This window comes from Methylobacillus sp. DLP286 (assembly GCF_056636515.1).
In genome coordinates this window covers 2,791,835-2,804,874 of the sequence record NZ_CM153145.1, presented here as the reverse complement: position 1 = coordinate 2,804,874, position 13,040 = coordinate 2,791,835, and the positions used below count along the sequence as shown (strand labels likewise).

General features: G+C 58.2%; 11 protein-coding genes and 1 pseudogene. 9 read left to right on the top strand and 3 right to left on the bottom strand.

Translation table 11 applies throughout. The annotated features are described in order from the left end of the window. Positions 1-31: 31 nt before the first annotated feature. A pseudogene (locus ACWXTG_RS13495) lies at positions 32-1,171 on the bottom strand (IS3 family transposase). A gap of 78 nt (positions 1,172-1,249) precedes the next feature. Here ACWXTG_RS13495 and ACWXTG_RS13490 point away from each other — a divergent pair. Continuing rightward, a complete protein-coding gene (locus ACWXTG_RS13490) occupies positions 1,250-2,611 on the top strand; it encodes an amidohydrolase (protein ID WP_480220192.1) in 1,362 nt (453 codons plus the stop codon). A gap of 58 nt (positions 2,612-2,669) precedes the next feature. Here the strand turns inward: ACWXTG_RS13490 and ACWXTG_RS13485 are convergent, their stop codons facing one another. Next, positions 2,670-6,500, bottom strand: coding sequence for a DUF3683 domain-containing protein (locus tag ACWXTG_RS13485; protein ID WP_480220191.1), 3,831 nt, complete (start codon positions 6,498-6,500; stop codon positions 2,670-2,672). Between the two features lie 201 nt (positions 6,501-6,701). On the opposite strand from ACWXTG_RS13485, the gene ACWXTG_RS13480 reads away from it, so the two are divergent. The 3 genes from ACWXTG_RS13480 to ACWXTG_RS13470 are packed head-to-tail and all read left to right on the top strand — an operon-like array spanning position 6,702 to position 8,431. Beyond that, a complete protein-coding gene (locus tag ACWXTG_RS13480) occupies positions 6,702-7,208 on the top strand; it encodes a peroxiredoxin family protein (protein WP_480220190.1) in 507 nt (168 codons plus the stop codon). A gap of 1 nt (position 7,209) precedes the next feature. Beyond that, entirely contained in the window at positions 7,210-7,623 is a 414-nt protein-coding gene (gene hemJ / locus ACWXTG_RS13475) for a protoporphyrinogen oxidase HemJ (RefSeq protein WP_480220189.1), read from the top strand. 13 nt (positions 7,624-7,636) lie between these two features. Then, positions 7,637-8,431, top strand: a complete 795-nt coding sequence (locus ACWXTG_RS13470; protein ID WP_480220188.1) for a hypothetical protein — start codon at positions 7,637-7,639, stop codon at positions 8,429-8,431. Positions 8,432-8,492: 61 nt separating this feature from the next. Here ACWXTG_RS13470 and ACWXTG_RS13465 read toward each other — a convergent pair whose 3' ends face one another. Further along, the gene (locus ACWXTG_RS13465) at positions 8,493-8,987 is read right to left on the bottom strand and encodes an SRPBCC family protein (RefSeq protein WP_480220187.1); all 495 of its coding nucleotides are present in this window, start codon (positions 8,985-8,987) and stop codon (positions 8,493-8,495) included. Between the two features lie 256 nt (positions 8,988-9,243). Here ACWXTG_RS13465 and ACWXTG_RS13460 point away from each other — a divergent pair, with 256 nt between their 5' ends. The 5 genes from ACWXTG_RS13460 (at position 9,244) to ACWXTG_RS13440 (ending at position 13,029) form a co-directional block, all read left to right on the top strand. Continuing rightward, the gene (locus tag ACWXTG_RS13460; protein WP_480220186.1) at positions 9,244-9,816 is read left to right on the top strand and encodes a TetR/AcrR family transcriptional regulator; all 573 of its coding nucleotides are present in this window, start codon (positions 9,244-9,246) and stop codon (positions 9,814-9,816) included. A 125-nt stretch (positions 9,817-9,941) separates the two neighbouring features. Then, positions 9,942-10,904 (top strand): carbohydrate kinase family protein, encoded by a 963-nt coding sequence (locus ACWXTG_RS13455; RefSeq protein ID WP_309564385.1) that lies wholly within the window; start codon positions 9,942-9,944, stop codon positions 10,902-10,904. Between the two features lie 11 nt (positions 10,905-10,915). After that, positions 10,916-11,368 carry an outer membrane lipoprotein gene (locus ACWXTG_RS13450; protein WP_309564384.1) on the top strand — a complete coding sequence of 151 codons (453 nt, stop codon included), beginning with the start codon at positions 10,916-10,918 and terminating at the stop codon, positions 11,366-11,368. Positions 11,369-11,501: 133 nt separating this feature from the next. Beyond that, entirely contained in the window at positions 11,502-12,251 is a 750-nt protein-coding gene (locus ACWXTG_RS13445; RefSeq protein ID WP_480220185.1) for a GNAT family N-acetyltransferase, read from the top strand. Then, a complete protein-coding gene (locus ACWXTG_RS13440; RefSeq protein ID WP_309564382.1) occupies positions 12,229-13,029 on the top strand; it encodes a lysophospholipid acyltransferase family protein in 801 nt (266 codons plus the stop codon). Before ACWXTG_RS13445 ends, ACWXTG_RS13440 begins: the two co-directional genes overlap by 23 nt. Positions 13,030-13,040: the final 11 nt, after the last annotated feature.

The window sequence follows — 13,040 nt, the reverse complement described above, 5'->3', positions numbered from 1 at the left end:
TTGCATATCAAAGTGAATCGCCCCGGCTTTTCTAGACACTCTGTAGCCGGTTGAAATACTGATTTTCGAACTCTACCGGAGAAACGTCGTTTGCATAACCATGGCGACGTTTCGGGTTATAAAATATCTCGATGTAGTTGAAGACATCCCGGCGAGCTTCCTCGCGGTCGAGATAGGTTTTGCGGCGGATTCGCTCCCGTTTGAGTAGCTGGAAGAAACTCTCAGCGACAGCGTTGTCATAGCAATTTCCCCGTCGGCTCATGCTGGCCACCAGGCCATGGGCTTTCAGAAAGGCTTGCCAGTTGTGGCTGCTGTACTGGCATCCCTGGTCCGAATGGACGATCACGGGCGCCGTGGGATTTCGCCGCCAGACCGCCATCAGCAAGGCATTGATTGCCAGTTCGCTATCGATCCGCGAGCGCATCGACCATCCGATGACCTGACGCGAGAACAGGTCCAGTACCACGGCCAGATACAACCAGCCTTCGTTGGTTCGGATATAGGTGATGTCTGTCACCCAAACCTGATTGGGCGCTTCGACATCGAATTTCTGCTCCAGCTGATTCTCAGCCACGACCGCGGGCTTGCCGTAGCGACCGGCCCGACGACGGTAGCCCACCTGTGCCCGCAGCCCTTCCTGCCTCATCAAACGATAAACCCGATGTTTGCCGCAGCGCTCGCCCAGATCGCGCAGGTCATGTGCAATCTTGCGATAACCATAGACGCCACCGCTCTCCAACCAGGATTGCTTGATCAGCCCCAGCAGTCGTTGATCATCCTGCTGACGAGGCAACACGGGTTCGGCCTTCCAAGCGTAATAGCCGCTGGGATGAACGGCCATCATGTGGCAGAGCCGGCGCACCGGATACTGCGTTTCATGGGATTGAGTACCTTACCGGGACTCTTTGGCAAAGTACGCTGCGGCCTTTTTTAGGATGTCGCGCTCCTCGCTGACCCGCTTCAGTTCGGCCTTGAGTCGGCGAATTTCTGCCGCCTGGCCTTGCAACTCGCTACGCTCAACCTCGGGCACGCTGTAACGCTTCAGCCACTCGTACAGGGTCGGCAACGTCACGCCCAATCGACTCGCCACTTCTGAGGCGGGATGACCACGATCCGTGACCTGTTTGACCGCTTCAATCTTGAACTCTTCCGGGTAACGCTTGCTGCTCATGACTTCTCCTTTTGCCTAAGTTTAAGGCTTCGGAGCGTCTAATGGTTCCGGGGCGATTCATAACCACGGAGAAAATCAATGCAATTCAAGCTGAACCAGGCTATTGCCGCAGCGTTGCTCGCATTTGCAAGCTCGCAATCCTATGCGCTAGAAAGCGTCAATAAGTCGCTTCTACAATCCATCGACAAAAAGCTGGAAGCAATCCAGCCCGACATAATCGCGCTGCGCCAGGACATCCACCAACACCCGGAGCTGGGCAATCGCGAGGTGCGTACCAGCAAGCTGGTGGCGGAACGGCTGAGCAAGCTGGGATTGGACGTAAAAAGCGGAGTAGGCGTCACTGGCGTGGTGGCAGTGCTCAAGGGAGGCAAACCGGGGCCGGTCATTGCGCTGCGCTCGGAGTTGGACGCGCTGCCGGTCGAGGAAAAGACCGGCCTGCCCTATGCCTCCAAGGAACGTTCGGAGTATAACGGCGAAAACGTCGGCGTCATGCACGCATGCGGCCACGATGCGCACATCGCAATCCTCCTTGGAGTGGCAGAGGCGCTTGCAGCCAATCGTGCCAATTTGGCCGGCACCGTGAAGTTTATCTTCCAGCCTGCAGAAGAAGGCCCGCCTGACGGCGAGGAAGGCGGCGCGGCCCTGATGATCAAGGAGGGCGTTTTGGATAATCCCCGGCCGGGCGCTATTTTCATGCTGCATGTAGGGTCTGGCCCATCTGGCAGCCTAAGGGTCACCAAGGGCCCGACTTCCGCCAGCGCAGATCATTTCGTCTCCAGGATCGTAGGCGTCCAAGCCCATGGCGCTGCGCCATGGAGAGGCATAGACCCTGTGCCGATTGCCGCTGAAGTCATCTTGGCGTTACAGCAGATTCCAAGCCGCCAGACCGACCTAATAGAAAACAGGCCGCCCGTGATCAGCATCGGCCGCGTGGATGGCGGCTCGCGTCATAACATCATTCCTGAATCAATCAGCCTGGACGGCACTGTCAGGGCCAAGTCCAACAGTCAACGTGATGATGTGCTGAAACGCATTGCCCGCATCACGGAACACGTCGCAGCAGCACATGGCGCCAAGGGAGAGTTCATTCTCGACAGCCACCACTGGCCTGCCGGCTACAATGAGCCTGTATTTGTCGACAAGATCAGTCCGCTGCTTGAACAAACTGCAAAAATCAGCGGGACTGACTTCAAAGTCAGCACTACATCAGGCTACACCGGCGAGGACTTCTGGGAGTATGCCAAGATTGTTCCTGCATTGGCATTCGGGCTGGGCGTCACGCCGCCATCCATTCCATTGGACAAGGCTGCCGGCAACCACTCCCCTTATTTCCAAGTGGACGACCAGGCATTGATCGTCGGGCAAAAGGCTTTTGTACGGATCGTGCTGGACTACTTTGCCAAGGGCGGTTACGACCTGCCTCCCCCGCAACAGCACTAGAACAAACACTAAAATAAAAAGCCAGCTGACGCTGGCTTTTTTATGCAGCTCGCTGTCGTTACAGCAACACTTTCTCTATCCCGCCATTGTTGGCCTTTTGCACGTAATCCTGCATCCAGTTTTCGCCCAGCAGGTGCTTAGCCATTTCGACGACGATGTAGTCGGCTTCGATGCCGGTATCCTCGCCGTAGCGTGACAGGCCTTGCAGGCAGGACGGGCAGGAGGTGAGGATTTTCACGTCCTGCTCGGGACGGCCCGGGGTCAGGCCCATTTTCGCCATGCCTTTTTCCAGTTCTTCCTGCTTGCGCATTTTCACCTGGGTGGCGATATCGGGGCGCGCGACGGCGAAGGTGCCGGATTCGCCGCAGCAGCGGTCGTTGAGCGCAACTTCGTTCTCGCCCACCAGCGCCTGCGTCACTTTCATCGGCGCATAGGTCTTCATCGGCGTATGGCAGGGGTCGTGATACATGTAGCGCGTGCCGGTGACGCCCTCGATCTTGAAGTTCTTCTCCATCAGGTATTCGTGGATGTCCAGCAATCGCGCGCCCGGGAAGATGCGCTCGAATTCGTACTTCTGCAGCTGGTCCATGCAGGTGCCGCAGGAGACGATCACGGTCTTGATGTCGAGGTAGTTCAAGGTATTGGCGACGCGGTGGAACTGCACGCGGTTGTCGGCGGTGATCTGCTGGCCCTTGTCGTGGTTGCCGCTGGAGGTCTGCGGATAGCCGCAGCAGAGGTAGCCGGGCGGCAGCACGGTAATCGCGCCGGCCTCGTACAGCATGGCCTGGGTGGCGAGGCCGACGGTGGAGAACAGGCGCTCCGAGCCGCAGCCGGGGAAGTAGAACACCGCGTCCGAATCGTCGGTGGTCTTCTGCGGGTTGCGGATTACCGGCACGATGGTGTCGTCCTCGATGCCGAGCAAGGCGCGCGAGGTCTTGGTCGGCATCGCCTTGGGCATCGGTCGGTTGAGGAAGTGGATCACCTGCGCCTTGATCTCGGGCTTGCCCAGCGTTTGCGGCGGCGCCTTCTTGGTGCCGTTGAGCACGCCCAGCCGCTTGAACAGGCCGTGCGCGACGCGCTGCGCCTTGTAGCCGAAGCCGACCATGGCGGTGCGCATGGCGCGGATGGTGGCCGGATCCTTGATGTTGAGGAAGGTCATCGCCGCCGTGGTGCCGGGGTTGAAATGCTTCTTGCCTTGCTCGCGCAGGAAGTTGCGCATGGCGATGGAGACGTCGCCGAAGTCGATATCGACCGGGCACGGCTTCTCGCAGCGGTGGCACACCGTGCAATGGTCGGAGACGTCGTTGAACTCGTCGAAATGCTTGAGCGAGATACCACGCCGGGTCTGCTCCTCATACAGGAAGGCCTCGATCAGCAGCGAGGTGCCGAGTATCTTGTTGCGCGGGCTGTAAAGCAAATTGGCGCGCGGCACGTGCGTGGTGCACACCGGCTTGCACTTGCCGCAGCGCAGGCAGTCGCTGATGGAGTCGGCAATCTCGCCGATGGCCGATTGCTCCATGATGATGGATTCCTGCTCCAGCAGGCCGAAGGAAGGCGTATAGGCCGAATGCAGGCCGGAGCCCGCCATGAGTTTGCCCTTGTTGAAACGGCCTTCCGGGTCGACCTTGGCCTTGTAGTCGGCGAATTTCGCCACGGTCTTGTCGTCTAGGAACTCCATCTTGGTGATGCCGATGCCGTGCTCGCCCGAGATCACGCCGCCCAGGCCGGTCGCCAGCTTCATGATGCGCGCGACGGCCTCGTGCGCGGTCTGCATCATTTCGTAGTCGTCGGAATTCACCGGGATGTTGGTATGCACGTTGCCGTCGCCCGCGTGCATGTGCAGCGCGACGAAGACGCGGCCTTTCAGGACTTGCTTGTGTATCTCGTCGCAGCGTTCGAGGATGCGGCTGTATTCGCGCCCGGTAAAGATGCGGTGCAGCTCCTTCTTGATGTCCTGCTTCCAGGAGATGCGCACCTGGTGCTCCTGCACGGCGCGGAAGATGTTCTCCACCGCAAGGTCGCTGAAATCCGGCCCGAGCAGGGAAATCGCGCCGTCGAGGTTGTCCAGCACCATTTGCCAGTGCTGGCGCGTGGCGGCGAACAGTTCCAGCGCCATGTTGCGCTTGGCGATCACGCTTTCGGGGTCTGCCTGGGTCTCGTCGTCCTCGTACAATGGCAGGTCGCCTTCGATGAAGGCTTGCAAGGCGTCCAGCAGCTTGAGTTTGTTCTTGATCGAGAGCTCGATATTGATGCGCTCGATGCCGTCGGAATAATCGCCCAGGCGCGGCAGCGGAATCACCACGTCTTCGTTGATCTTGAACGCGTTGGTGTGCTTGGCGATCGCGGCGGTGCGCGCCCGGTCCAGCCAGAATTTCTTGCGCGCCTCGCTAGACACGGCAATGAAGCCTTCGCCGCCGCGCGCGTTGGCAAGACGCACCACCTGCGAAGCCGCTTCGCCTACCCCGGCCTCGTCGTCGCTCGCGATATCGGCGATCAGCACCATCTTGGGACGCTCGCTGCGGTTGGCCTTGGTGGCATAGCCCACCGCGCGCAGGTAGCGCTCGTCCAGATGCTCAAGCCCGGCGAGGATGGTGTTGGGGTGCGCGTCGAGATAATCCTTGACCTCGACGATGGAAGGCACGGCAAGCGCGACGTGGCCGAAAAATTCCAGGCACACGGTGCGCACGTGCTTGGGCATGCGGTGCAGGATGAAGGTCGCCGAGGTAATCAGGCCGTCGCAGCCTTCCTTCTGGATGCCGGGCAGGCCTGAAAGGAACTTGTCCGTGACGTCCTTGCCGAGGCCGACTGTACGGAAGCTGGGGCCGGGAATGTCGAGCAATTCCGGCTCGCCGATGACAGTCTTGCCGTCCTCTTCATAACGCGTGATGCGGAACCGCGCGGTCTCCACGTCGTGGATCTTGCCGAGGTTGTGGTCGAGGCGCTCGATGAACAGCCACTGCGCGTCCGGCGTCACCATGCGCCACGAAGCCAGGTTATCGAGCGCAGTGCCCCAGAGCACGGCCTTCTTGCCGCCCGCGTTCATCGCGACATTGCCGCCTATGCACGAGGCGTCGGCGGAAGTCGGATCGACGGCGAACTCCAGCCCGGCGGCGCTGGCCGCCTCCATCACGCGGCGCGTTACCACGCCCGCGCCGCAATGGATCACCGGCACAGTGCCGTCCATGCCTGGGCCATTAACGCCAGGCAGCTTGGCGTAAGTCACGTCGGAATACTGGTCGAGCTTTTCCGTGTTGATCACCGCGGAAAGCTTGGTGAGCGGCACGGCGCCGCCGGTATAGCCGGTGCCGCCGCCGCGCGGAATGATGGTCAGGCCGAGCTCGATGCAGACGCGCACCAATGCGGCGATCTCCTGTTCTGTATCCGGCGTGATCACGACGAACGGGTATTCGACGCGCCAGTCGGTCGCGTCCGTCACGTGAGAGACGCGCGACAGGCCGTCAAAGCGGATATTATCCTTGCGCGTATGGCGCGACAGCCTGCTCAACGCCTGCTTGCGCATCGCCTCGATATCCTGGAACTCCTGTGCAAACGCTTCAACCGCCTTGCGTGCCGCCACCACCAGCTTGAGCACCTTGGCGTTGCCCGCGCTGCGCTCGTCGATGGCCTTGATGCGGTGCGCCAGCGCGTCGATCAAGGCTTTGCGACGCTTTTTGTTGGCAAGCAGGTCGTCCTGCAAATAAGGGTTGCGCGACACCACCCACAAATCCCCCAGCACCTCGAACAGCATGCGTGCGGAACGGCCGGTCTTGCGCTCAGAGCGCAGATCGTTCAATACGTTCCAGATATCCTCGCCCAGGAAGCGGATGACGATTTCACGGTCGGAGAAGGAGGTGTAGTTGTAGGGGATTTCGCGTAGGCGGGCAGTCATGCTGATCATTACGGCTAAAGGCACAATTATATCATGGGGATAGATACAAAAATAAGCGCAAATGCAGTACTGGCGCGGCTTTCAAGAGAATGAGAATTGTTAGCATGCGCAAGAAAGCCTGTGCATTTCAGATGACAAACCCGGTGAAAAGCACCACAATGCCATCATAGATACATTGATGTTGGAATGGTTGTCTTCACCATGTCGCAGAAATTACGCAAAGTCCTGGTCCCTCTCGCCGTTGTCGGCCTGCTCGCCTTTCTTGGTTTTTCCCTGACGCAAAAGCCGCAAGCGCCCGACATCACCTTCGTTACACTGGAGGGCAAGAGCATTCCCCTGTCTTCCCTGCAGGGCAAGCTGGTATTGGTGAACTTCTGGGCAACCGACTGCCCCGGCTGCATCGCGGAAATGCCCGGATTGATCCAGACCTACAAGCAATACAAGGACAAGGGGTTTGAGGTGATTGCGGTCGCCATGTCATACGACGGCATCCAGCAGGTCATCAACTATTCCCACAACAACGCCCTGCCCTTCCCCGTCAGCCATGACAGCAGCGGCGATGCCGCCGTACAGTTCAGCGATGTCCGCGTCACGCCGACTTCGTTCATCATCGACAAGCAAGGCCGCATCATCCAGAAATTGATCGGCGAGCTGGATTTCGGCTCCCTGCGCAAGCTGCTCGACCAGCATCTTGGAATGGCAGGCTGATATGCTGTGGATCAAGGCTTGGCATATCGTGTTCATGGTGACCTGGTTCGCCGGCCTGTTCTACCTGCCGCGCCTGTTCGTCTACCATGCACAGACCGAAGACAGCATCGGCAGCGAACGCTTCAAGATCATGGAACGCAAGCTGTTCTTCGGCATCATGACGCCGGGAGCGGTGCTCACCATCGCGTTCGGCCTCTGGCTATGGCAAGGTTATGGTTTTTCAGGCGGCTGGCTGCACGCGAAGCTCACATTGGTCGCCCTGCTGGTTGCCTATCATGTGTATTGCGGCAAGCTGCTGTTCGATTTCAAGCACGACCGCAACCGTCACGGCCACGTTTTTTACCGTTGGCTGAACGAATTGCCCGTGCTCTTGCTGGCCGCGGTGGTGATATTGGTGGTCGTCAAACCTTTCTAGCCAGGATATGCCTATGTTCAATCGAAATCACTCATGGTTGATGCAATCCCTCAAGGCAAGCAAAGACAAGCCGCAATCGCGCTTGTTGAAAATTTTCGACCTGACGCTCATGCCCGCACGACCATTGCAGGATATTGAACAAGAGCTGCTGCGGCAAAAGGCCGGCCTGACCCGCTTTCTCAGCAAGCAGGCCAAGGCAGGCGGCGCCCAGCTGCCCGAGGTGCTGGCGCAGCAAATCATCATCATGCTGGAAAATGCATTGCGGGAAGAACTGCAGCACCCGGGCAGCCAGGCGTTACGCCATGCGCGCACGGCCAGCGACGCCTTGATTCACGCCCAATGCGACGGCAGCTGGCGCAAGCTGCGGGACTTCGGCATGAGCGCCAGCTTCATCAGCCTGCTGGGGATCACCTTGTTCATGTCGTGGTACATGCTGCGGGAAACGCCGCCGGTGCACAAATCCTCATCCAGCCACCAATTGTGGAACACGGTGGCTCAAGAGCGGGTCGCCAGCCCGCACCATGTCGCGGAACTTTACACCGCCATCGAGCGCATGCGCCAAGGCAATTGCCAGTTCCCCCAGGCATTGATGCTGGGCGCTTCCGAACGTGGCGTGTTCCTCACCAATATCGTGGCCGGCAATCTTTCCAGCCAGGCCGAGGAAATCACCTTGGCCACCCAATTGTTGAAGAAAGTGAGCTGCGAGTACAGGCCGCTCACCATGCTCTCCGAATCGGAGCAGGCCTATATCAAAGCGCAGCTGACCGTCCCGGTTGTCACCGTGAGGAAACCCATCCAGCAATCGTGAGAATTCAAGAAAACAAGAAAGCCGGTTTCCCGGCTTTTTTGTTTTTTATCAAACCACATGCTTAGTGCAAACTGGCTTTCAATTGCGACAAGCCAGATTGGAATATGCCCGTAATGGTATCCACTCCAGCCTTGTCATCGTCCGGCGCCTTGCGCTTGAAATGGCTCACCCATACCACGCGGCTGCGCGAACCTTCGGCTTTTACCGACAGCGTGGCGCTATATTCGCTCACCGGCAATACGCTTTCCGTAATCTTGTACGAAAGCTTCATCTTCCCGGTATCGCGCGCGGTCAAGGTTTCATGGATCTTGCCGCCGTCCTTTAGGGTCAATATGCGTTTGGCGCCGGGCTTGTCCTCATCGCCGTCGACGATCTCCGTAGAGGCGATTCCCGGATGCCAGCTCATGTCGCCAAAATGGCCGATCTTGGCCCACACCACCTCAGCCGGCGCATCCAGCACAATCGTTTCTTTCACTGAGAGCGGTTTATCCGCCGCAAAAACCGAAGGTGCAACGACCATCAGTCCACCCAATCCCCATGATAAAAGTTTACGCATACATACCTTCCTGTAAATAGCAGACTCGTTTCTTCCTACAAATGCAGCTCTAGCCAATTTACACTTTTTTATACTTTTGTAACAGTTTGTTTACACTTAAACCAAGCAGGATTCAAAAGCAGGACTTATACTCGGGCAGTAGCTGGATAATGCAGATAATGAATCTGTTATCCACCTGCTCTGGCATGAATATGTATATACTACCCAGTATATAAAGATTGCGTACAATACTGTACGTTCAATAAGGAATCGCATTATGTCCGTGCTACGGGAAAAAATACTGCATGTCGCTTCTGACCTGTTTCAGACGCGCGGCATCAACTCCACCGGGGTCGACACGATCGTGGCGGTCGCCGGCACGACCAAGATGACGTTGTACAAGTATTTCCGCAGCAAGGAAGACCTGATCCTGGAAGTCCTGCAGAAAGGCCATTCCGACTTCACCGACTGGCTCAGCCAGAACCTCAGCAAGAACGCCAAGAAGCCTTCCGAGCGCCTGCAAAAGCTGTTCGACTTTATCGAGGAATGGGTCACCGCGCCAGATTTCCGCGGCATGGCCTTCCTCAAGGCATCTGCCGAATTCCCCAATGAGGAAAACCCTGTCCATCGCCTTTCGGCCGAGCAATCGCGCCAGTTCCGCCAATTCCTGGCAGAGCTCGCCGCCGATGCCGGCGCACGCGACCCGGACAGCCTGGCGTTGCAGCTCTCCATCCTGATCGAGGGCGCCATCCAGGCTGAGCAAATCAAGCGTGGCTCCGGGGCAGTGAAATATGCCAAGAAGGCAGCCAAAATCCTGATCGAGAACTCATTGGAGAAACAAGCAGCGTAACTGCACCGTCATCCGCCACCCCACAAGAAGCCCGCAGCCTTGCGGGCTTTTTTCATGCTTGCAGTCGGCCTGCAGGCCCTAGATAATGCGGGTTTATACACGATTGCGATAGATAGGCTCTAGACATGCGGATATTGATTTGCGGCTCCATGGCATTTGACACCATCATGGTTTTTGGCGACCAGTTCAGGAACCATATCCTGCCAGACAAAATCCACATGCTGAACATATGCTTCTTCGTGCCGGAAATGCGCCGCGAGTTTGGCGGCACAGCTGGCAACATTGCCTACAACCTCAAGCTGCTGCAAGGCGACCCGGTCATCATGGCGACAGTGGGCGATGATTTTGCAGGCTATACGAACTGGCTGGAACAACATCGGCTGGAAACCACCCACATCAAGAACATTCCTGGCACCTTCACGGCCCAGGCCTTCATCACCACCGACCAGGACGACAACCAGATTACGGCATTCCACCCTGGCGCCATGAGCGAATGCCACCAGAACAGCGTACATGATGCGCAAGACATCGGCCTCGCCATCATCGCGCCGGACGGCCGCGAAGGCATGTTCCTGCACGCAAAGGAATGCCACGAGAAAGGCATCCCGTTCATGTTCGATCCCGGCCAGGGATTGCCGATGTTCAACGGCGAGGAATTACTGCATTTCATTGATCTTGCCACTTATGTCGCCGTGAACGACTATGAGGCGCAACTATTACAGGACAAGACTGGTCTTACGCTGGAACAGGTAGCGGAAAAGGTCACGGCCTTGATCGTGACCGAAGGGGCTAAAGGCTCTACGATTTATGCCGATGGAAAGCTATACAGAATTCCATGCGTAAAAGCGGAGCAGGTGGTGGACCCTACCGGCTGTGGCGATGCCTACCGCGCCGGCTTGCTTTACGGCATTGCGCAAGGATGGGACTGGACAGTGAGCGGCCGCCTGGCATCCGTGATGGGCGCCATCAAGATCGCCAGCCGCGGGGCGCAAAACCACAAAGTCACGCGCGAAGAGATTCAACATATTTATAGTCAGGTGCTGGTTGACGAAACATTGTCAGAATACGCTGAAGAACAAAACGCTTAAGGAGCAATAGCATGCGCATTACGTCTTTATTGGCAGCAGCAATTATTTTACTTACCCTGGGCGGTTGCATGAGCTCGAACTCAGGCGACGTATATAGCCGCGACGAGGCCCGCAAGACCCAGACCGTGCGCCTGGGCGTGGTGGAAAGCGTGCGCAACGTCAGGCTGGAAGGCACCAAGACGCCCATCGGCGGCGGCGCAGGCGCCGTGGTCGGCGGCATTGCGGGCAGTTCCGTCGGCGGCGGACGCGGACAAGCAATTGCAACCGTGCTCGGCGCCTTGGTGGGCGGCTTGGCGGGCGCCGCTGCAGAAGAAGGCGTGACCCGCAAGGACGGCCTGGAAATTACCGTCAAGCTTGAAAGCGGCAACCTGATTGCCGTGGTGCAGGAAGCGGACGTCCAATTCAACCCCGGCGACAAGGTGCGCCTGGTGGAAAGCGGCGGCGTCACCCGCGTGACCCATTAACTCGCTCTTCCCTCTCATCTCCATCAATGCCGGGCTTGCCCGGCATTTTCATAAAAGCTTAACCTGGATTTAACCGTTCCGTCATTCGGCAATTTTAGAGTGTGGCCTATCTCAATCGTCAGGATAAGCCCTCATGCTTGACCGGCAGTCTTCCCTTGGCGCCAAGAATGGTGCCAATCAGCTATATGTCAGCCTTGCCCGCAACGCCTCTGAAATCGCCGAAGCGCAACGCCTGCGCTACAAGGTATTCGCAGAGGAAATGGGCGCCAACGTCTCCGGCACCGAAGGCCTCGACCAGGATGGCTTTGATGCCTTTTGCGACCACTTGCTGGTCCGCAACCATGAAACCGGCGAAGTCGTCGGCACTTACCGCATCCTGAGCCCCGCCATGGCCAATGAAGCCGGCGGTTATTATTCCGCTGGCGAGTTCGATCTCTCGCGCCTGCGCCACCTCGCCTCCAGCATGGTGGAAGTCGGCCGTGCCTGCGTCCACAAGGATTACCGCATGGGCGGCACCATCACCCTGCTCTGGGCGGGCCTCGCCAATTACATGAAGGTGCACCGCTACGAATACATGATCGGCTGCGGCAGCATCGGCATGGCCGACGGCGGTCACATGGCGGCCAGCTTGTACCACCAACTGCAGCAGGATCACCTCTCGCCCGTGGAATACCGCGTATTCCCGAACTGCCCGCTGCCGCTGGAGGCATTGCGCAAAGACCTGGAAGTCGCCTGCCCGCCGCTGATCAAGGGTTACTTGCGCCTGGGCGCCTATATCTGCGGCGCGCCGGCCTGGGACCCCGACTTCAACACAGCAGACATGCTGGTTATGCTACCATTGTCGCGACTCAACAAACGCTATGCAGCTCACTTTTTCAAATAAGCTGCCGACCACCACCTGCTTGCCCGAAAAAAAGACGTCCCTGCCTATACAGCTATTCCGCCTGACGCGCCTTGGGTTGCACACGCTTTACGGCGTTGCCGTCGCGGCGACCATCCTGCCCCATGTGGGTGCTGCAAGGCGCGACAGGATCATCCGCCGCTGGAGCAGGCAGTTCCTGGGCATTCTCAATATTCAGGTCATTGCCAAGGGCCATGTTCCCAATGAGGATGTACGCGGCACCATGTTTGTCGCCAACCACATCTCCTGGCTGGACATCCATGCGCTCAACAGCATCCGCACTGTGCGTTTCATCGCCAAGTCGGATATCCGCTCGTGGCCGGTGATTGGCTGGCTGGTGGCGCAAGCGAATACGCTGTTCATCGAGCGCGAGAAAAAACAGGATGCCAGCCGCATGGTGGAAACTGCGGCAAAGAGCATCTTGGCTGGAGACTGCTTATGTTACTTTCCCGAAGGCACGACGACGGATGGCACGGAGCTGAGACCGTTTAAGGGCAGTCTCATGCAGGCAGTCATTGATACGGATACGGCAATCCGTCCATTCTCGATCCGCTACCCCAAGATAGACGGCAGCATCAATACGGCGATGGCCTACCATGGCGAGACCACGCTATGGCAATCCCTGCGCATGGTGTTGGCGCAGCCAAGGCCGGTTGTGGAATTGGATTTTGCCGCCCCGATTGCCAGCGCGGGACACGAAAGGCGCGGACTCTGCCTCATGGCAAGGCAGTCGATCGCCGCCAGGTTGAACCTGGACTAAAGGCTGTAGGA